Source organism: Lysinibacillus sp. NPDC086135, from assembly GCF_044746345.1.
GTDB lineage: Bacteria > Bacillota > Bacilli > Bacillales_A > Planococcaceae > Lysinibacillus.
Window position 1 is genome coordinate 190,224 of record NZ_JBIVCA010000008.1, and the last position, 19,344, is coordinate 209,567.

General features: G+C 34.7%; 21 protein-coding genes. 8 read left to right on the plus strand and 13 right to left on the minus strand.

Annotation, left to right across the window (positions count from 1 at the left end; translation table 11 throughout):
• Nucleotides 1–8 precede the first annotated feature (8 nt).
• Nucleotides 9–128 carry a hypothetical protein gene (locus tag ACIPKN_RS12645; RefSeq protein ID WP_400936463.1) on the plus strand — a complete coding sequence of 40 codons (120 nt, stop codon included), beginning with the start codon at nt 9–11 and terminating at the stop codon, nt 126–128.
• A gap of 685 nt (nt 129–813) precedes the next feature.
• On the opposite strand, the gene chrA is transcribed toward ACIPKN_RS12645, so the two are convergent.
• The 3 genes from chrA to ACIPKN_RS12660 all read right to left on the minus strand — a co-directional run bounded on the left by chrA (nt 814) and on the right by ACIPKN_RS12660 (nt 4,461).
• A complete protein-coding gene (gene chrA / locus ACIPKN_RS12650; RefSeq protein ID WP_400936465.1) occupies nt 814–1,974 on the minus strand; it encodes a chromate efflux transporter in 1,161 nt (386 codons plus the stop codon).
• A 111-nt stretch (nt 1,975–2,085) separates the two neighbouring features.
• Nucleotides 2,086–2,931 carry a DUF4179 domain-containing protein gene (locus ACIPKN_RS12655; protein WP_400936467.1) on the minus strand — a complete coding sequence of 282 codons (846 nt, stop codon included), beginning with the start codon at nt 2,929–2,931 and terminating at the stop codon, nt 2,086–2,088.
• Between the two features lie 339 nt (nt 2,932–3,270).
• A complete protein-coding gene (locus tag ACIPKN_RS12660; protein ID WP_400936469.1) occupies nt 3,271–4,461 on the minus strand; it encodes a DHH family phosphoesterase in 1,191 nt (396 codons plus the stop codon).
• A 509-nt stretch (nt 4,462–4,970) separates the two neighbouring features.
• On the opposite strand from ACIPKN_RS12660, the gene ACIPKN_RS12665 reads away from it, so the two are divergent.
• Both ACIPKN_RS12665 and ACIPKN_RS12670 read left to right on the plus strand, forming a co-directional pair.
• Nucleotides 4,971–6,620, plus strand: a complete 1,650-nt coding sequence (locus tag ACIPKN_RS12665; RefSeq protein ID WP_400936471.1) for a pyridoxal phosphate-dependent decarboxylase family protein — start codon at nt 4,971–4,973, stop codon at nt 6,618–6,620.
• On the plus strand, nt 6,589–8,295 hold the full coding sequence (locus tag ACIPKN_RS12670) for a methyl-accepting chemotaxis protein (protein WP_400936473.1): 1,707 nt from the start codon (nt 6,589–6,591) through the stop codon (nt 8,293–8,295). Before ACIPKN_RS12665 ends, ACIPKN_RS12670 begins: the two co-directional genes overlap by 32 nt.
• Before the next feature lie 89 nt (nt 8,296–8,384).
• Here ACIPKN_RS12670 and ACIPKN_RS12675 read toward each other — a convergent pair whose 3' ends face one another.
• The 5 genes from ACIPKN_RS12675 to ACIPKN_RS12695 all read right to left on the minus strand — a co-directional run bounded on the left by ACIPKN_RS12675 (nt 8,385) and on the right by ACIPKN_RS12695 (nt 12,002).
• Nucleotides 8,385–9,341, minus strand: coding sequence for an SDR family NAD(P)-dependent oxidoreductase (locus tag ACIPKN_RS12675; protein ID WP_400936475.1), 957 nt, complete (start codon nt 9,339–9,341; stop codon nt 8,385–8,387).
• A 56-nt stretch (nt 9,342–9,397) separates the two neighbouring features.
• Complete coding sequence (locus ACIPKN_RS12680) at nt 9,398–9,997, minus strand: TetR/AcrR family transcriptional regulator (RefSeq protein WP_400936477.1); 600 nt, start codon at nt 9,995–9,997, stop codon at nt 9,398–9,400.
• 110 nt (nt 9,998–10,107) lie between these two features.
• Entirely contained in the window at nt 10,108–10,533 is a 426-nt protein-coding gene (locus tag ACIPKN_RS12685; protein ID WP_400936479.1) for a GatB/YqeY domain-containing protein, read from the minus strand.
• 102 nt (nt 10,534–10,635) lie between these two features.
• Nucleotides 10,636–10,938, minus strand: a complete 303-nt coding sequence (locus ACIPKN_RS12690; RefSeq protein WP_400936481.1) for a hypothetical protein — start codon at nt 10,936–10,938, stop codon at nt 10,636–10,638.
• Nucleotides 10,939–11,243: 305 nt separating this feature from the next.
• The gene (locus tag ACIPKN_RS12695) at nt 11,244–12,002 is read right to left on the minus strand and encodes a formate/nitrite transporter family protein (RefSeq protein ID WP_400936483.1); all 759 of its coding nucleotides are present in this window, start codon (nt 12,000–12,002) and stop codon (nt 11,244–11,246) included.
• A gap of 442 nt (nt 12,003–12,444) precedes the next feature.
• On the opposite strand from ACIPKN_RS12695, the gene ACIPKN_RS12700 reads away from it, so the two are divergent.
• On the plus strand, nt 12,445–12,660 hold the full coding sequence (locus ACIPKN_RS12700) for a pyridoxal-phosphate dependent enzyme (protein ID WP_400936485.1): 216 nt from the start codon (nt 12,445–12,447) through the stop codon (nt 12,658–12,660).
• 41 nt (nt 12,661–12,701) lie between these two features.
• On the plus strand, nt 12,702–13,430 hold the full coding sequence (locus ACIPKN_RS12705) for a PLP-dependent cysteine synthase family protein (protein WP_400936513.1): 729 nt from the start codon (nt 12,702–12,704) through the stop codon (nt 13,428–13,430).
• Nucleotides 13,431–13,654: 224 nt separating this feature from the next.
• Here ACIPKN_RS12705 and ACIPKN_RS12710 read toward each other — a convergent pair whose 3' ends face one another.
• The 3 genes from ACIPKN_RS12710 to ACIPKN_RS12720 all read right to left on the minus strand — a co-directional run bounded on the left by ACIPKN_RS12710 (nt 13,655) and on the right by ACIPKN_RS12720 (nt 16,003).
• Entirely contained in the window at nt 13,655–14,647 is a 993-nt protein-coding gene (locus tag ACIPKN_RS12710; protein ID WP_400936487.1) for a zinc-dependent alcohol dehydrogenase family protein, read from the minus strand.
• 247 nt (nt 14,648–14,894) lie between these two features.
• Nucleotides 14,895–15,578 carry a VOC family protein gene (locus ACIPKN_RS12715; protein ID WP_400936489.1) on the minus strand — a complete coding sequence of 228 codons (684 nt, stop codon included), beginning with the start codon at nt 15,576–15,578 and terminating at the stop codon, nt 14,895–14,897.
• A gap of 86 nt (nt 15,579–15,664) precedes the next feature.
• The gene (locus ACIPKN_RS12720) at nt 15,665–16,003 is read right to left on the minus strand and encodes a cupin domain-containing protein (protein WP_400936491.1); all 339 of its coding nucleotides are present in this window, start codon (nt 16,001–16,003) and stop codon (nt 15,665–15,667) included.
• Between the two features lie 107 nt (nt 16,004–16,110).
• Here ACIPKN_RS12720 and ACIPKN_RS12725 point away from each other — a divergent pair, with 107 nt between their 5' ends.
• Nucleotides 16,111–16,272 carry a hypothetical protein gene (locus tag ACIPKN_RS12725; RefSeq protein ID WP_185903546.1) on the plus strand — a complete coding sequence of 54 codons (162 nt, stop codon included), beginning with the start codon at nt 16,111–16,113 and terminating at the stop codon, nt 16,270–16,272.
• A 9-nt stretch (nt 16,273–16,281) separates the two neighbouring features.
• On the opposite strand, the gene ACIPKN_RS12730 is transcribed toward ACIPKN_RS12725, so the two are convergent.
• Nucleotides 16,282–17,034, minus strand: a complete 753-nt coding sequence (locus tag ACIPKN_RS12730; RefSeq protein ID WP_400936494.1) for a GNAT family N-acetyltransferase — start codon at nt 17,032–17,034, stop codon at nt 16,282–16,284.
• Between the two features lie 409 nt (nt 17,035–17,443).
• Here ACIPKN_RS12730 and ACIPKN_RS12735 point away from each other — a divergent pair, with 409 nt between their 5' ends.
• Both ACIPKN_RS12735 and ACIPKN_RS12740 read left to right on the plus strand, forming a co-directional pair.
• A complete protein-coding gene (locus ACIPKN_RS12735; RefSeq protein ID WP_142510376.1) occupies nt 17,444–18,316 on the plus strand; it encodes a cation diffusion facilitator family transporter in 873 nt (290 codons plus the stop codon).
• Nucleotides 18,317–18,409: 93 nt separating this feature from the next.
• On the plus strand, nt 18,410–18,694 hold the full coding sequence (locus ACIPKN_RS12740; protein WP_400936496.1) for a hypothetical protein: 285 nt from the start codon (nt 18,410–18,412) through the stop codon (nt 18,692–18,694).
• On the opposite strand, the gene ACIPKN_RS12745 is transcribed toward ACIPKN_RS12740, so the two are convergent.
• Entirely contained in the window at nt 18,683–19,192 is a 510-nt protein-coding gene (locus tag ACIPKN_RS12745) for a GNAT family N-acetyltransferase (RefSeq protein WP_400936498.1), read from the minus strand. The two genes, ACIPKN_RS12740 and ACIPKN_RS12745, sit on opposite strands and share 12 nt — an antisense overlap.
• Nucleotides 19,193–19,344 lie beyond the last annotated feature (152 nt).

A 19,344-nucleotide genomic window follows, 5' to 3' on the forward strand; every position in this document is an offset into this window, starting at 1 on the left:
GAGTAATTATGATGGACATAATTTTAAAGCAACAACCGCAACAGAAAATGATGATGACACCTCAATTACACACATCTTTTGAATTACTACAATATACAACACTTGAACTTGTGACAATTTCTGTATGAACAGCAATTAGAGAATATCGTAAAGAGTTAGGAATACCAGCAGCAAACAAACGAAAGGCATTATAAATTTTACAACCCATCCATATAATCATTGTTCTAACATGAAAACGATTTTCCTATACTGAATGTGGTTTTGGCTATACGTCCTTTCGCGAGAAGAAATAGAAAGAAATAGACTCCTTAAACTTCTTAAAAGTAAAAAAATAGTATGCTTGAAGGCTCCTCAAGCATACTATTTTCTCTTTTGGATAACCCACATCTTGTCATTATCCAATACTTATAATATCGATACATATATACTCGCAATAACAACACTTCCAATAGTTACAGTCGTGAATCCATCTACATTGGTGTTAAAATTTCACTGAAGATTTTTTTCTGTTCATCATCCGTTTTGCCAATACTTCTACTTACTTCCTCATATACGATGTAATCTCCCGGAAAACCAAATGTAGTGTTAACTCTACTGGACATACAAACGAGGAGCTATATATCCGCAAAATTCTAAAGCAGTGTAACGGCAATATTTCAGCAGCTGCTAACAATTAAATATTTCTCGCCAATCTCTATAACATCATATGAAGAAACTAGCGATTCGAAAAGAAGCGTTTATCTAAGCTTTCAATTCATTTCACAAAAAAAAAATCAACACCAATGCAATAATGGTTTTGGTTTTTTTGTATCCTTAATAACATACAATTCCTACGCAAATGCCAATTAGTACGAGCAAATAAGGTTGAACTTTCCAATTCATCAAGCACCATAAAAAAGCGGCTGCAAGTACTATGTCTAAACCATTTTGAATTGTCTGTGTCACAATCGGATGAATAAAAGCTGCGGCTAATATTCCAACAACTGCTGCGTTTGCACCAGCCATCGCCCTTCTTAATCCGGCGAAACGATTAAGAGCTAGCCAAAAAGGCATTGCCCCTATTATTAGCAAAAATGCCGGTAAAAAAATAGCTATCGTAGCGATAATGGCCCCAGGTACTCCAGCAATGACCATACCTATGTAGGAAGCAAAGGTAAATAATGGACCTGGGACTGCCTGTGTCAATCCGTATCCTGCTAAAAAATCTGAAGAACTTATTAACCCACTTTGGACAAACTGTGCCTCTAGTAAAGGTAATACGACATGACCTCCACCAAACACTAATGCACCTGATAGATAAAACTTTTCAAGGATCGTAAACCATTCATATTGTATTAGTGGGCTAACAATTGGTAAACCAACAAGAAGTATAACAAACAGTGCTAAAAAACATTTACCTGTCGTTTTTGAAATAGGTACAACCGTTTCTTCTGGGTTCTCTCGTTGATTGATTTTCTTAAAAAATTGATAGCCGAGAAAAGAAGCCACAATAATAGTCGTCACTTGAGCAAGTGGATGGACCCACAAAAGCACTGCCACCAGTGCCAACAAAGCGATTATAAGATGGCGAATACTAAGGATTAATTTTTTTGACATATCAAAAATAGCTTGTGCAACAATCGCAATGGCCACCAATTTTAAACCATGAATCCACCCCATATCCATCTCTGTATGTACAGAGAAATACGCAAATGCCATAAGTAGCAAAACTGACGGCAATGTAAAACCAACAAATGACACAATACTCCCAAAAAAACCGCCTCTTAATAAGCCAATCCCCATCCCTACCTGGCTCGATGCTGGCCCAGGTAAAAATTGACTGAGTGCAACAAGCTGAATGTAGTCATGATCAGATAACCATTTACGCTTCTGAACATATTCATTTTGAAAATACCCTAAATGTGCAGTGGGGCCACCAAAAGATGTACAACCTAATGTAAGCGAAACTAAAAAAATCTCCCATAACCTTTGCAATATTTTCAACTACTTTCCATGTCGTCTATATTTATAGTACAAGGGGTAATCAACCTTTTGGTTTAAGATATTGTAAAGTTTTAAAAAAATATGGGAGTCATGTTTTCGTTCTTAATCTCCAATCTTGACGGCAGAGCCAAGCTCACTTCCATTTGCAGCTACCGGAATAAGCTCATAGCTCTTCCCCGTTAAATATAATGCATCGAGGCGAACACCCCACTTTGTATACTCTTCATTCAAAGGATATGCTACGTTAAATGGCCAAGATTCCCCTGTTGCTGATTGGATTTTAAAATGCAACGCTTCATTGAGTAAGCTTTTCTCTGAATGAAAGTATATTGTTGTTGATATAGGTGTAGAAACAACCTCCTCTATTGTTATTTCCTGACCATCTAAAAGCTTTACTTTTTTCTCAACAGGGAAGACCTTTCTATCTTCTTGTAATTGCTCTTGTGAAGCTTCCACTTGAAATTCCCACGGCACGTCAATTTTTTTTTCGCCGTTCCAGTCGTTATAACGAATATCTAAGTTTAATATTTTATCATCTGGTAGTTCACTTAATTTCACACTACTATAGATTGTATAGGTTTTATCAGATTGTTGGATAGTCTGTCCTCCATTTCTAACCGTGAACTCTTTTCCATTCACAAAAACCTGTGGAAAGAAAAAGATTCGGTAGTCGAAATTTAAGCCTTTTACTGGCTTAAAGGTAGCATTCAATAGTATTTGATTATCATCAATAATTATTTCATTTAACGTTAAACGTCCGAGACTATTTTCAGCAGTTTTATCGATCACTGTTTTGTAGGCTTCAAAATTTAAATCCTTCTTAAACAAAAAATAATAAACAATTACACAAGTAGCTACCAATAAAAGCAATACAACAATAAACCATATTTTCCGCCCTCGATTTTCCTTAGGCTCACTCTCGACAAGAAGTATATCATTGGACACCATATACACCTCATTTTAAGAAAGTATGTCTTCACAAATGCTTTTTATTTATTGTAGTTTTCAATTGGACATTATATAACCTCTAACGATGTCAAGGTTTGGCTGATTTCACTATGTATCTATAGAAATAATTTAAATTCCTTTTATGTGTTGAAACAATTAGTACGACATCCACCTTTTCAGTTAACGAACACTTTCAGGAATTATCGCTCAACTTTTGAATTTTATCGACTAACTTTCATGTTTTATCACCCAACTTTTGAATTTTATCGACAACCACCTCCCCAAGAGTAAAAAAAGATTCACACACAAAACTGTGCGTAAATCCTTTATCCTTTATCCTTACTCTTGATGACGAACCTTTTTGGCTTCTTCCATTAAATAATCTACAAATAACTCATCTTTCACTAACCATGCTTGATAATTTCTTTTTAAAAACCATTCTGCTTCATAAAAACTTGTAAAGATTTGATCTAATGGAAGTTTATTTTTTTCAATTACCCAATCAAAATCACTTATTGAATATAGGAGGAAAAATTCTTCCTTAAGGTTTTTATACATTGTCCCAAAAGAAGAGAACCTTAAATTATAGCGATTTCGTTTCGCATCCTCTGGTATTGGTGCTATATGAAATATTTGCGCCACGTACTGCTCATAAGCTTCATCCGTTAAAGAGCAACCCGCTGCTTTTTGATGCCCTCCCCCTCCGAATTCTGCTGCAATTGCCGAAACATCTATGTGATCATGAATCGTACGAAATGAAATTTTTTTGCCACCCATATTTAATATAGCTATAAAATCAAGGTGTACATTTTCTTTTCCCAATTCATTACCAAGCTCTGAATGATACGATTCTGCATAAACCACACCTGTAAAGTATTCTCCTATCGATGTTTGCACTAACTCCCTTTTTTTTCGACGGATGTACCGTTCTATCTTCTCCTCTTCCATTGTTAAAATTTTCTTTTCAAATTCATCGAAGTCAAAATGGTCGCTAATCTTTAAACGTTCAAGCATTTTTTCTTCAAACTCTTCGATTGATACTAAAAAAAAGAGTGCATTGAGTCGACGTGCTTGCTGATTATCATTCTTTTCCCACTCCCACGTATCGTACTGTCTCACTAACTCTACAAATTCTGTGATGGAATTCCTTTGTTCTAAAAATCCATGTGTAACAAGATACTGATAAAGTAAAGACGTTGCGGATGTTAAATGGCCCTTTTCATCTTCTATTGATACTTTACCCCATTCATAATCGTTTAAATGTAAAGCCGTTTTATGATGATCAAGCAATTGAACTTTGCCCGTTGCGATATAATAGTCATTTAACCTCCTTTCATTTTCCTCGTTTGGAGATAAATCAGTAATAAATACAAATGTATCTTGTTCGTTATTGTCTAAAAAATACTCAATTTCGCGGTCCAACGCTGAAATTGAATTGTACTTAACCTTTACTTGATCTTGAAAGGCAAGCTTGGCTAAAATCCCGCAGCTAACTCCATCTAAATCATTATGCGATAGCAATTTATACATTTTTTCACCTCAATATTAGTATGGTTTATCATTGAAAAAATTATAGGTATTGTAAGACGTGTTTATGTAATATGCTCCCATCACTAGACAGATGAAAAACTTATGTAGAATCTTTTTTGACTAAAAGTAAATTAATAGATATTTATTACCCTTAATAGTCATAAAGCATTAAAATACTCACCACTCTTAAATAAAACAATATTATTTTTAAAATAGTATTGATTGTAAAAATCCCCACCTCCTTCTAGCACTTTCCCATCATTAGCTTTGTATTAAAAAAAGTCATAAAAACCCCTTTAATTCAACATTTACGAACATAATCCATTATAATATTTTTCCATATATTTCATTCTAAGTTAAATCAGATTATTTGGAAATAACTGAAAATAATTATCCTATAAAATATAAACTCATTCTTTGTTATAATATGTTATTATAATTTTAGTAAAACGACCTATTTTTGTTAAATAAAAAAATAGAGGAAAAACGAACTAAAAAGGATGATGAACATGAAAAAAATCCAACAATTATTCCAAAGCGAAGATGGTAATATCGAACAAAGGGAGAATTTTTTATCCCTATTAGAGAAAATTGTTACATCATTAGATGAGTTAAAAAACCCAAAAACAACAACTCTTGGACCAATGAAAGAGCGCTCTGACAATTTCTATAAAGAGTTAATGCAAGAAAATCAAGTACCAACTTCAGGTGTCGGACTTGATCAGGTTGTGAATGATTTAACGCAATTGATGCAAGGACATCCTTACCATACACGTAACTTTGTAACAAATGTTTTACCAATGGCTAGCATTCCTGGTATATTAGGACAATTCACAAATGCGCTACTTAACGGTAACAATCTATGGGATGTATACGGACCTGCTGCCGCAGAATGTGAGGTAAAGGTAGTAGCAATGATGTCGAAATTAGTTGGCTACGACTATACTCAAAGCTTTGGTTACACAACTTGGGGTGGACAAGGGGCTGTTTTCAGTGGACTTCGTCTTGCGATTGCTAAACAATTCCCTAACGCAAAAGAAGATGGCGTACCAAATAATTTATATTGCTTTGCTTCAGAAAATGCACATTACAGCTTATTAAAATCAATTGAAGCAGTAGGCATCGGTAGCAAACATTTAATTCGTATTAAAGCTGGCAAAGACCATTCAATGGATATCGAAGATTTACGTATGCGTATGACTGAAGTGATCGAAAATGGTGGTATTCCAGTGTACGTAGTTGCTACAACAGGCGCTACAGATCAATTTGCCATTGATGATGTACAAGCAATCAAAAAAGTTACAACTGACCTTGAACAAAAACATTCATTAAAACCTATACATATTCACGCTGATTCAGCTTTAGGTGGTTTTTACGCATTTTTCAACGATTATGATTTCAAGGCAAATCCACTTCAGTTAGAGACTAATGTTTTACAAGCACTGGAACAAATTAAAGAACGTATGCAATATCTACCTATTGCAGATAGCCTTTGCTTCGACTTCCAAAAGCTTGGTCAAACGCCTTATTTAACAAGCTTATTCTTAATAAAAGAAGGAAAACATTTACAGCTATTAGATATCGAGGACTTCGACACACCTTATGTTGGTAATCGGGGCTATGGTTCTTATCATACAGGTTATACATTAGAGTGCTCTCGTATGGGTAGTTCAATTGCTATTTACGCTGCATTACAGGCGTTTGGGAAAGAAGGTTACCAACAAATATTAGCAAATTATGTGCGTGTAAATTTAGCATTCCGTGCGCAGTTAGCTGAGAAAATTCCAATGTTACAAGTAGTCAATGAGTCTAATATTGGACCAGTTACAGCATTTCGTTTGTATCCTGAAGGCTTTAATTGGAAATCTGAACAATCAGGTAGCTATGCACAAGATCAGATTGAATATATTAATGGCCTTAACGCTTCTTTATTTGAAATTATAGGAGAAGGTCGCGACGAAGTATTTTTCGGTGATACTACACGAGTTTGCACTGTCAACACTAGCGATACAAAACAACAAATTCCAGTCGCTGCCGCAAAATTCTTTTCAATCTCTCCTTATACAGAGACAGAACATATTAGTGATATGATTCATTTTTTACAACAAAAGGTGAAAGTATTGGAGGATGTTAAAGTTGAGTATAGTCAAAAAATTTAAAAGCTCTTTACTCTATAAATATATTGCTAGTTTTACTATTCCAATTGCTATTATTTCGGTCATATTTAGTATCGTATTATTTATTTCGTCTTATCAGATTATCGATAATTTTGTTATTACACAATTTGAGACATCATTAGAGGTAATATCTCAAACAATTTTTGATGATATAGATAAAGAAGATGTTAAAGCTGCAGATAACGGCGATAAGGATAAATATGAAGGAATATTAAATAAGTTAAATGAAACAATGAACGAGTACGATATTCAAAATGCTTACGTTCTTTCACGTGCAAATGGCAAAGAACATATTGTGGCATTAAGTAAGAAAGATGATTATCAAGAGGGCTATGTTTTTACTAAGGACATGAATGAAGCGCTAAATACTGGAACCGTTCAATCTAGTGATATTTATAAAGATGAATACGGTATTCATAAATCCATTTTTGTACCATTTAAAGATACGGATATTCTTTTTGGTTTAGATATGGACGCTTCCTTCATTTCTAAACTTCAAACGAAGACTCTTTGGACTTGTATCATTATGACCGTGATGTTTTTGATATTCGGTTTTATTGTGGCTTATTTCATTAGTAAAGGGATTATAAAACCAATTAAAAATATGACTAACTATGTTGGTAAGGTGGCACAAGGAGACTTAGCTGTTGAACCTCTTCAAATAAAGGGTTCTAATGAAATTGCACAGCTTTCTGAAGGCATTGAAAATATGACAGAAGACTTACGCTCACTTATTCAACAAATTGCTGAAAATGCTGAGCAAGTAGCTGCTATGTCTGAAGAATTATCGGCAGGTTCTGAGCAAACAAGTGCCTCAATTCAACAAATTACATCTTCAATGCAAGATGTAGCTGCAGGATCAGATAAACAAACTTCCTCTCTTGAAGAAGTAGAAAGTCATATTACGACAATCTCCACAAAGATGTCAGAAGTTGTATCGAGCGTGAATGATGTCACTACTAAAGCATTTAGTGCCTCTTCTATTTCAGAAAAAGGCAATACGACGATTCAAAGTGCTACAGAAAAGATGGTTGTCACATCTAATGCTATTCAAGAGGCTTCAAAAGTTGTGGAACGTTTAAGCACATACTCAAATGAGATTGGCGACATTGTAACCTTAATTAATGAGATTACAGATCAAACAAATTTACTCGCTCTAAATGCTTCTATTGAAGCAGCACGTGCTGGTGAGCATGGTAAAGGCTTCGCGGTTGTAGCTGAAGAAGTACGTAAACTTGCTGACCAATCATTAGCGGCAACCAACAGTATTCGAACACGTATTGAAACGATTAAGGAAGAGTCTGTGCAAGCTGTAAAATCTATGGCAATTAGTAACAGTAACCTTGAAGAAAGCTCAATTACGTTTAATGAATCAGGTGAAGCCTTTAAAGAAATATATTCGCATATTACTTCTCTTACTCAAGAAATGGATTCTGTCAATAATATCATTTCCAATATTAATGACGGGGTTAGCAACATTGCAATTTCTGTAGAGGAAGTTGGTGTAATTGCCGTTCAAGCATCAGGAAACATTCAAAATGTAGCTGCTGCTTCCGAGGAGCAGTCAGCTAGTATTGAGGAGATTACGGCGTCTTCAAATAATTTAGCTGAGATGGCACAGGAACTTCGTAATATCATACAAAAATTCAAATTATAAGAATAACTAATAACAAAAATCCGCTATATTTTCTAAAGGTAAGTTTTAGTTTTACCTTTAGAAGATTATGCGGATTTTTTCATTAACTCTTAAAAGTTCTTCTCTAATTTTAATGTCCTCTTGTTCATCCAGGCAAGCGTTTCTTCTAGCCCTACTCGATATGAAGTACGTGGTAAAGCGCCTATTTCCTTTTCGTATCTTTCTCCACTTAAAATGACTGGTTCTTCGGTTAAATACAACATTTCGACCACTTCCCTCATATCAGGGGTAAATATTCCAATAAATTGGATCATGCCTTTAGAAACTGTACGAATGCCTTTTTTGAAACCTGTAATTTCACGTAAAATTTTTACTAGTTCTTCCCCTGTAATTGGATGAACGGCTGGCACGTTCCAATTCTGATTATATGTGTCGTCACGTAAAGCAAGCTCAACCATAGCCTTTGCGCCATCAACTGTATAAAGGAATTCCCTTTTCACCTGCATATTTCCTACAAAATTGGCTTTTTTACCTTGCGCTACATTTTTTAACGTTTCATAGAGTATTGTATTCTCTGCATTTGGTCCGTATAAATCCGGGAAATGTACAATTAACGAGGGTACATTACTGTTTTTTAATTTATTTTCCATCATTAAACGAATTTTCCCTTTTTTCGTTTGTGGTTCCTTTTTAGCTTGCTCTATTACAGGGTTTGTTGATTGTCTTCCATAGGCATAAATATTATCTACTAGTGCAATTTTCGCTCCTCTCCTTTCTGCTATGTTAATCACCATGTCTACACATCGCATATGGAGTTTTTCCCAATCTTGATATGGAAAGCTAATAGCATGAAAAATAATATCCACACCATTTGAAGCTTTCATCAAATCCTGTTCATTAAATACATCACCCGAAATGATTTCTACATTTTTGTGATGCTGAAAAAGTGCAACTAACTTTTCTTTATTTCTAGCAAATGCCTTCACCTGTATATTTCGACTTACTAGTTCATTTACTAGTGCATATCCCATACCACCAGATGCCCCAATAACCAATGCTGTTTGCAAATTAAATTACCTCCCCTATTAATTAACCAGCGGTCAAATAACTACTAAATGAAGCTCTAGATTTTTTTACTAGAGCTACTTTCAATATGTATTAAAGCCTTGATAAGAAATTTTGCATGTATATCCACTGCTTCTTTCGCTTCCTCATAATTTTTTACATAATGACGATAATGTGTAACAAATCCATGAAGAGCAATGAATGTAGAATGTATATCTGAAATCAGCAGTTCTGTCATTGATAAGGACTGTACAGCTTGTGCAAATTTTTCGTAACTAAGGTTCGCTGCCTCTTGCGAAAGCCCATCAATTTCACTATCCCTCATTATAAACATTAATTCATACTGACTTTGATTATTTAAACCAAACGCCATATAGCCTACAAAAACATTCAGTAGTTTAATGTTATGATCTTCAGGACCGTTCATATTTTCATCTAAAGTATTATTTAGTTCAGAAAAATAGTCACTTACTATTGCATAAAATATTTCTGCTTTATTTTTAAAATGATAGTAAATAGCCCCATGACTACAACCAAGCCCTTTCGCAATACTACGCATTGATACTTGATGAAAGTCCTTCGTGATAAATTGCTTATGAGCCTCATTTATAATCATTTCTTTCGTCAAATCTTTTGTTGACGGCTTACGTGGCGACATAATTATCCCCCTTATTGACCAGTGGTTAATAAATAGTATATAGTTGTTTTCATTTTTGTTCAATAACAATCTCTTACCACTTGAGAGTAGGAGATTGTTATTGAACAACTTTAAATTAAACTCTTCACAACTTTTGAAATAACAGCGCCTTCAGCCTGACCAGTTAACAAAGGTTTTGCAATTTTCATTGCTTCCCCCATGTTCATTCCTTTTGCAATGCCTGCTGCCACAAGTTTTTCTGCAATTTCTTCTTCAGTTAATTGCTTCGGTAAAAATGATTTTAAAAGTGCTAATTTTGCTTCCTCTTTTTCAATTAAGTCAGCTCGCCCTGCATTTTGAGCACCCTCTAAAGCCTGATTTGTTTGCTTCACTTCACGATTTATAATAGTCATTTCCTCTTCAGACGATAAAACCTCCCCCTTTTCTTTTTCAGCTAAATCTAGAGCAGACTTCAAAAGCGATAATACGCCTTTTGCTAATACATTCTTTTCTCTCATTGCCTGTTTTAATTGTTCAAATACCTCTGTTTTTAACAATGTTTTCACTCCTTCGTGACATCATTATACCATAAAAAAATACCGTAACCTTTAGGGATACGGTAGCGTGTGTCACGAAATTATGCTGAGGCATAATTAATACTATTTTACTTGTTTAAGCATAGATACTTCAGCTTTCGTCGTTATTAAATCCGATGATATAATATCAAATTTGGCATCTACAAGATCAATTTTTCGACTTAAATTTTGTTCAACTTTGTCTAATCTTTTTTCCAACGCTTCGTTTTTTTCTTCCAGTCGTTTCTCAGCTACATCAATTTTTTCTTCTAATCTCTTCTCAACTGCTTCGATTTGTTGTTGAAGATCCGATTTCATGTCTTGCATTTGCTTTGAAAGCTCTAAAATTGCTTGAAGAATCGTATGTTGGTTGACTTCTTGTTCCATTTTTGAGTTCCTCCGCTCTTTTATATTCATTACATTATCTATTAATTTCACGCATTAATCACAATAAAAATAGGTAGAGTTACATAAGCAACTCTACCTATCATTCTATCTACGATTTATCTTAAAGTCAAAGTATTAAGAGATGGAATTTGTCAAGTATTCATCCGTTAATTTCACTTGATATAATCGAATCACTATTATATTCCTGTTATATAAACAGGTCCTTACAATCACTTCTCAAATTGCCATGGCACCAGTATTTTACTCCAATGAAACTGACTGCATTAGCAATATCTAGTGATTTATTAATCTCTGCCATTTACCCAATAAACAAAACCAATAACAGCTCCACCAATAATATTACCTATTGTAACAGGTAATAAATTTGACATGGCTCCACTAAACGATACTAGTTCACCATGAGGTATGAGGAGCGCAAGAGAAAACAATGTCATATTTGCTATACAATGCTCAAATCCAATTGTGACAAATGGGAAAATACAGCAGAAAATCATCACTAATTTTCCAGTCTCTGTTTTTAATTTATAGGTGCACCATACGCCCAAGCATACTAGCAAATTACATAAAATGCCTCGACATAAAAGTTCAACGAAGCTACCACTCATCTTAGCTGTAGCTAGTTTTTCAATGTAAGCTGCTATGTCTCCGCCTGCTAGCCCCGAGTAAAAAAATAATGCGGCCGCTAACAGCGAACCAAAGAAGTTTCCTATGTAACTAAATGTCCAAATGCCCAACATCTCTAATGGTGATGATTTTTTTGATAGTGTACTAACCGTTAAAACTAGATTATCACCGGTAAATAAATTGGCTCCAGCCATCATGACCATACTAAGTGCCACACCAAATGATAACCCTTGTACGATCTTCATACTCGGTACCCCAGCCGGACTTAATAAGCCCCCTATAGTAGTGATGAGCAAAATTCCAAATCCGATAAAAAGTCCACCAAAAATAGCTAACAATAAATAATTAGCAGGCTTTTGCTTCATCATGTTAATTTTTGTTTCAGCTGTTATACAAACTGAAGAAATTGTCTCTTTCATACTTTCATCTCCCAAATAACATCAAGCTAATTTAATAACTCATTTTTAACGCTGGTCTCAAGTAGTCATCGGTTTCCACTCTAACCAACTTTTATACAAGGCTTACATTTTAACAAATTATTATTCCAAAATATCGTTAATTAGCAAATTTAAAGTAAATTCCTCCAAATATACATATAATCATGCACTATTACTTTCTGTGAAGACATCAATTTGTATTTCGGGTTACTCGCTTTCGCATAGGAGCATAGTCAAGAATAATCCGTATTTCTCGCAGTACTAAACCAAGATTTTGTAGATTTGATTAATTACTTTTTTCTATTGCTACATTTAATACTTCTATTAGTGATTTTATTGCTTATATGGATTTATATTGATATGATTCCACCAATTCCTACAAAACAAGTTTGTTAAGTAGGTTAAATTTAAGGGGTTGATTGGGATGGGTCAAATTGTAACGAATAAGATTAAACAATCTATTACAGAATTAATCGGTCATACACCACTTTTAGCATTAAATCAGTATGTAAAAGAGCAACAGCTAGAAACCGAAATTATTGTAAAGCTAGAGTATTTTAATCCTGCTAATAGTGTGAAGGACCGTGTTGCTAAAGCGCTGATTGAGGATGCTGAAGCTCGTGGCGTGTTGAAACAATAATTGAAACAACTAGTGGCAATACAGGTATTGGTCTAGCAGCAATTGCAGCTGCAAAAGGCTATAAGCTTCGAATTTACATGCAGGATGGTGTAAGTGAAGAGCGAACAAAGGTAGTTAAGGCATACGGAACGGAGGTTGTACCATTTTCAGATGTCCCAGAAATGATAGCTGCCTTTGAGGAAACAGATGGTGACTTTGTTGAAACGATTAAAGTATTTCGAGAAACAGTCGTTGAACAAGAAGAAAATGTTGTATTTTTAAATCAGCTTGATAATGAGGCCAACCCAAATATTCATAAGTTAACAACTGGTCCTGAAGTCTGGGAGGACACAGACGGACAAATTGATATTTTTGTAGCAGCAATTGGCACAGGTGGTACGATAAGTGGTGCTGGTGCATATTTAAAATCTAAAAATCCAGCTATTCAGATTATTGGTGTAGAGCCTGCTGTTAATTCCATTGCAACAGTTGATAATCCAGATATCATTGAAATCACAGGTGTTCACCGCTTCTCCGATGCTGACGAGGCTCGCGTGCCATCGAATGTTCATTTAGAAATAATTGATGACGTACTCGAAGTGGAAACTGCACAAGCTTATGAGGCGGCACGTGCTGTTGCGAAGTCAGATGGTATATTAGTAGGTACTTCATCAGGTGCTGCTTTATTTGCCGCCACAGCCCTTGCAAAACGTCCAGAGAACAAAGGGAAACAGATTGTCGTTATCCTACCCGATACTGGTCTACGATATTTATCTACAGATTTATTTTAGAAACAAGTGCATCGAAGAATACGCAGTAGCTTAGACACCCTATACAAAGCGAAGAGGCTGAGACATAACTAACAGGTTCTTTCATAAAGCCGAATAATCTCTAAAATAACAAAACATGATAACTAGAAAAACCGAACTATTCCGAAACACTACATGAGCGTTTTAGTGGATAGTTCGGTATTTTTGTTGGCTGAAACACTTTTGTCCCAGCTTCTTCGTTCATATCAATAACTTGTTAAAAAAACCTTTCCTTTAGTATTGTTAGACGATTCAACGGCCGTTATCGCATTTTTAATGTCTAACAAATCATAATGAGAATCCACTGCCATCATTTTTAACTTACCACTATTAACTAGATTGATTAAGTGATGAAATGTACTTTGCCATCTTTCTATCGAGACTTGCTTGTTCCAATGACGTAAATGGAACATATTTGCCTTTATATTTGCCTCTTTAACGATTCTTTGCCAATTCACTTGTACACCTGATAAAAGACCAATCGCTAAAAAATTCCCTCCAGCTTTCAGACAGAAGGCAAGATCGTTGCCTGCTGTTCCCCCAATAGAATCAATAGCGGCATTGGCCCCATTGCCATTTGTTAGTTCCATTACTGTCTCATAGAGCGGTGCTACTGAAGTATCTATTACATAGGAAGCGCCAAGCTGAATTAAATCGTCCGTATGTCTATTATTTCTCGTTATCGCGATTAGTTGAAAACCTAACAATTTTGCTAGCTGGGCAAATATGTGTCCAATTGCGGACCCACAAGCATTCACTAATAAAACATCATTTGGCTGCAATTGTAATATATCCGTACAAATTACCCAAGCTGTCATTGGATTGATATACATTTGCGCTGCAGTAAAATCATCTATAGAATATGGAATAAGCACTGCAAATTCTGCACTTGTTTTTACAATCTCCTGCCAAGTTCCTTCTCCTCGTAAAGGTAATACACGCTTTCCAATAAGATCCTGAGAAACATACGGACCTACATCCCCTACAATACCAACCCCTTCATAGCCTGGAATAGTTGGTAAAGAAATTCGATGAGCATAACTCCCCCATATTGGTATTAAATCTGAAGGGTTAATAGGTCGCGCCAGCATTCGAACAAGAATTTCTTGTTCTTGAGGGGGGTGAATCGTTTTATTTTCAAACTTTAAAACTTCCCGAGGGCTTCCAAATTCATATAATTTAATGCTTTTTGCTTTCAAAAAATTAACTCCTTTATCATTGATTACTAGCATTTTTTTCAACTACTCCAACATGAAACCTTCCGGAGGGGTTTTCCTTATCCTCACCGATTATTCGTCTTCAGCAATCGGGCTTTTATGAGCGGTTTTTCTCCCGCTTAATTTCTTAGCTATTGCGAATATTAAATATTCCCCTACTCACTTTTCGAATAAATATACTTTTTTATTCAATGACAATTATAAGGAGATTTAATGGTCTGATGGTGTTTTAAAGCTGTGAAATGGTAAAATCACCGTCTTCGGTCATACATATTTGCAAGCTTTTATTGATTTCTATCTTAATAGGACTAACAATTGCTTTTTTGTTAGAAAAATACCAAACACGTTCACTTGGTCCTAAAAGTAAATTTGCTCCATCCTCATAATTCCCCATAAACGTGAGAGCATTTGAGCGAATTTTGTTATGATTCATTGGGGTTATACCGTATTCTTTTAAACGATCAGCTACTGAATAAATAGCATCCGTCGTTAAATTCATTTCGGCAATATTTAGTACATGCTCGGGTGAAAAATACTCTACATCCTGTTTTGGATTTACTTCCTGCCTTGAAATGAGCTCAATAATATTTCCTTCCGGATCATAAAAATAACAAGAATGAGCCTTTAATGTATCAAAATATACTTCATCCTGTCCCTCTGAAAATAATAATTCTGCATATTCTTTTACCCAGCTTTTCGCTTGTTTAAATAAATTACATGGAATATTTAACGCAAAATGATATTGTTTTTTTACCAAATACGGTATTTTTTCAAAAGTGATAACACTTTCACCAACAGCTATATCAAAAAAATTAACCGTATTCTGTATTAATGAAAATCCTAAATGATTGCAGTAAAATTCCTTCATTTTATGTACATCATACACATATAGTGTCACCTTTGTAATCTTCATTCGTAAAACATCTCCTTTGCAATTGTTAGCATTTACTATACTTACTAAAATAAATATCCACCTCATGCAAAATAATGAAAATTACTTTATAGTTGGATACGATCCCCTCTGCTATTTGGTTGTGAAATGACTAAAAACTCTACCTCTTCTTCCGAATCATTACGCATCTGATGCGGTTTAAGGGGCGGCACTTCAATTCCTTCATTCTTTTGTAACACCATTCGTTCTCCGGCGATATCCATTGTTGCTGTTCCAGATAGTACAAAGAAAAATTGATGTGCATGATGGTGATAATGATTTACCTCTACTGTTTTAGCAGGCATACGCTCATGAATAATACTGAGATCATTATTCTTCACTAAATGCCAACCATCACCTTGTTCTCCCCAGCTGTAATGTTCTGCATACTGTTTGCTAATTTTCAAAACTGATATCACCTTCCTTTTATTTTGATTATTATGGATATTTTCCTAATATTTCTATAAAATATAAAATAAGTATTTTAACTATTACCCAGTAGGGAGTGGGATCGTTGACTATCAAAAAACAATTGCTGGGCACTGCTCTCGGCTATGTACTGGCATTATTAATTGCCTATATCTTTTTCGATTATTTTTCCTGGTCGTTTACTCTAGGTTCTATTGTAGGCATTTGTTTATTTGCGCTAATTTTAATGTTCATGAAAAGGAGATAAATCCCCTTTTCATAAAGTATTTAAAATTTTTTCGAACTTCTTTGCACTCAGTATTTCATGTGTTATAAAATGACCATTGTAAAACAATCCAAAGGTTGTCCATATGATAGGTGCATTCTGTGCTTCATCTTTCGTCCTTAGTTGATATTCATGAAAAGGAATGCCCTTCTTCTCAGCCAATTTTTTCAAATCATCTATAACGCCAACTGCAAAAGGGCATTGGGCAGTGAAGTATATCACAATACCACTGTTATTAGATAAAACATTTTTCACCTGCAGTTTAAAGGAAGGATCGTCGGCACAATCGTTAAATTTATAGACAGCTAGCTGAAAATAAGGTGCTGCTTGATCTACCATTTCAAATCCCAAATGTTCAAAAAAACGCTTATCACTTAGAAATGGAAGCTTTTTCTCTCCTACTATATGGACGATGCCATCCATCCTTTGCGCTAATGCATCTTCCTTACACTTTTCAATCAATTGTCTTGCATGGTTTTGATTTTTGAATTTCCCTGAAACCCATAGGCAATTGATATACATATAATTCGGTGCATCGATAGGAACCCAAGCTTGATTTGCCGGTAAATATTCAATAAACACTTTTGCCCGGGCGTTTAAACGATAAAAAACTAGCCCCTCATCCATACGGTTCATCAACCATTCTTTCTTTTTCTTTACCGCTTCTTCGTATTGCTTTGAACCGAGTGCGCAACATATATGTTCCTGTTCAATATTGTTTCTAGTAATTTGAATATAATCCACTTTACTATCCGTCTCTTTACTAATCTAATTTGATACTACTATTTTAGTATATCGAAGGTAGAAAATGGATAGGAATTTCTTTTCTTTTTTATTATCTATTATCTGGATTTCACGACCAAAAACGAACAATTATCTATATTGATATTTAATCCTTGGAATTAAATTTATCACTTTAATTTCTTAAGTAAACTTTATCGCATCTTCACATAATATAGTCATTATTCTTTTCTCGCTTTATTAGCATACGATTTTAACCCAAACACGGTTGTATGATGCATTAAAAAGATGGTTATATATTTTTCCTTTATACAACTTTTTTTCACACTAGTCATTTAATCGGAGTTAGGAAAAAACGTTGCTATAGACCCACTCAAAGTTTACTTGGTATCATATTATCAGGAGGTGATTTCTGGTGAATTCATCAAAAATTGCATTTTTATCAGTTTTAAGTAATTCTACTGTTGTCATATTAAAAATTATCGTTGGATTGTTCACAGGATCAGTTGCAATTGTATCGGAGGCAATCCATTCACTTCTAGACTTACTCGCCTCTTTTATTGCCTTTCTCTCCGTACGGATTTCCAGTAAACCAGCCGATAAAGAACACCCCTACGGACATGGAAAGGTTGAAAATATTTCAGGAACAATTGAAACACTTTTAATTTTTGTTGCTGGGATTTGGATTATTTACGAGTGTATTCATAAAATTATCGCTCCCACACCAATAAAACTCCCAGTTTTAGGAATACTGGTCATGTTATTTGGCGCCTTGATTAATTTTTTTGTATCAAAAATTGTTTATAGAACTGCAAAGAATACTAACTCTGTTGCCATGAAATCAAATGCACTGCATCTACTTACAGATGTCTATACATCATTGGGTGTTGCATTGAGTTTATTGATTGTCCATTTAACTGGTTGGTACATTTTAGATCCGATCATCGGAATATTATTAGCAAGTTATATTATGATGGAAGCTTTCAAACTGATGAAAGAAACATTTCCTCCTTTAATGGATGCACGATTATCTATGGAAGAGGAAGAACAAATTATTCAAATTATTGAATCATTTAAAGAGGAATATATTGAGTATCACGATTTTCGAACTAGACGTTCTGGGGCGGAAGAATACATCGATTTCCATTTAGTTGTAGCATCAAATGAAAGCATTGAAACCGTTCATAATTTATGTGATCGTATTGAAGAAAAGATTAATACCCACTTTCATCAAGCCAATATTCTGATTCACCTAGAACCGGAGAATGAAAAAGTAAATGAATGATGCCAATAACCAGGTTTTTTTAAAAGTACCTGGTTATTTGTTTTATCGCTAAATACATTTCACTTTTTTCTTTTATTAAAAGGACGAGGCTATTTGGAGAGAATTAACGTAAGACGTCCCCTACCAACAGACACTGAAGAGTTGCATGAGTTGATTACATATACTTTTGCAAAAGAAGGTCTTGCGGGGCTCTATGATGGACAAAAAGACGACTGGGAAATAAAAAAAGCATTATTTACTTTACAATGGGATTTGGAAAGCCAAGGAGAGAAGCGATTCGTGTGTTGCTGTCGCTTCGCTTTCGATACAGAAAATAATTGTAACTGTCATTTCACTTACGTTACAAAAAAATTTGCTGAAGGGAAGTTAAATCTCTGATCGTTGTACTGAATATATATGATGAATTTTATTAAAAATAAATGTCTCCTTTTCCTTCATAAAACCATTTTTTTCAGCCACACGAATTGATGGTCCATTTTTAGGATCAATAATACTTATTAATTTATCTTGTCCTAACTGTGAAAATCCATATTCCACACAACTTTTAGCTGCCTCAGTTGCGTATCCTTTAGACCAATATTTTTTATGAATATGGTAGCCCACTTCAACTTCAGTTTTTCCATCTACTACTTGTTTAACGAGGCCACAATCTCCAATTAATTCATTCGATTCTTTTAAATATACTGCCCATAAGCCATATCCATCTTCTTGATATCTTTGTTTATTTTTTAAAATCCAATTTTTTGTTTGTTCTAAATTAAATGGAGACGGATAATACTTCATTGTTTCAGCATTAGAAAAAATGGAGTAAAGGACAGAAATATTGTCATCATGTAATTCTCGCAATTCTAACCTTTCTGTTTCCATAATTATCAATTTAGTTCACTCCTTAAATATGTAAATTATTGATCCCTATGGATTATCACCAAAACATGTGGTTGATTTCCGTTCCGACTGGGCGCTTTGTTGCTGCCGCTTCGCTTTCGCACAGAAAAAACATTTGTTGCTGCCGCTTCGCTTTCGCACAG

Bases quoted from the DNA above. Each gene is read 5' to 3' on its own strand.
- ACIPKN_RS12660 (WP_400936469.1), bottom strand. From the start codon at position 4,461: ATGTATAAATTGCTATCGCATAATGATTTAGATGGAGTTAGCTGCGGG.
- ACIPKN_RS12670 (WP_400936473.1), top strand. From the start codon at position 6,589: ATGTTAAAGTTGAGTATAGTCAAAAAATTTAAAAGCTCTTTACTCTAT.
- ACIPKN_RS12700 (WP_400936485.1), top strand. From the start codon at position 12,445: ATGGGTCAAATTGTAACGAATAAGATTAAACAATCTATTACAGAATTA.
- ACIPKN_RS12645 (WP_400936463.1), top strand. From the start codon at position 9: ATGATGGACATAATTTTAAAGCAACAACCGCAACAGAAAATGATGATG.
- ACIPKN_RS12715 (WP_400936489.1), bottom strand. From the start codon at position 15,578: ATGAAGATTACAAAGGTGACACTATATGTGTATGATGTACATAAAATG.
- ACIPKN_RS12665 (WP_400936471.1), top strand. From the start codon at position 4,971: ATGAAAAAAATCCAACAATTATTCCAAAGCGAAGATGGTAATATCGAA.
- ACIPKN_RS12680 (WP_400936477.1), bottom strand. From the start codon at position 9,997: ATGTCGCCACGTAAGCCGTCAACAAAAGATTTGACGAAAGAAATGATT.
- ACIPKN_RS12690 (WP_400936481.1), bottom strand. From the start codon at position 10,938: ATGGAACAAGAAGTCAACCAACATACGATTCTTCAAGCAATTTTAGAG.
- ACIPKN_RS12655 (WP_400936467.1), bottom strand. From the start codon at position 2,931: ATGGTGTCCAATGATATACTTCTTGTCGAGAGTGAGCCTAAGGAAAAT.
- ACIPKN_RS12695 (WP_400936483.1), bottom strand. From the start codon at position 12,002: ATGAAAGAGACAATTTCTTCAGTTTGTATAACAGCTGAAACAAAAATT.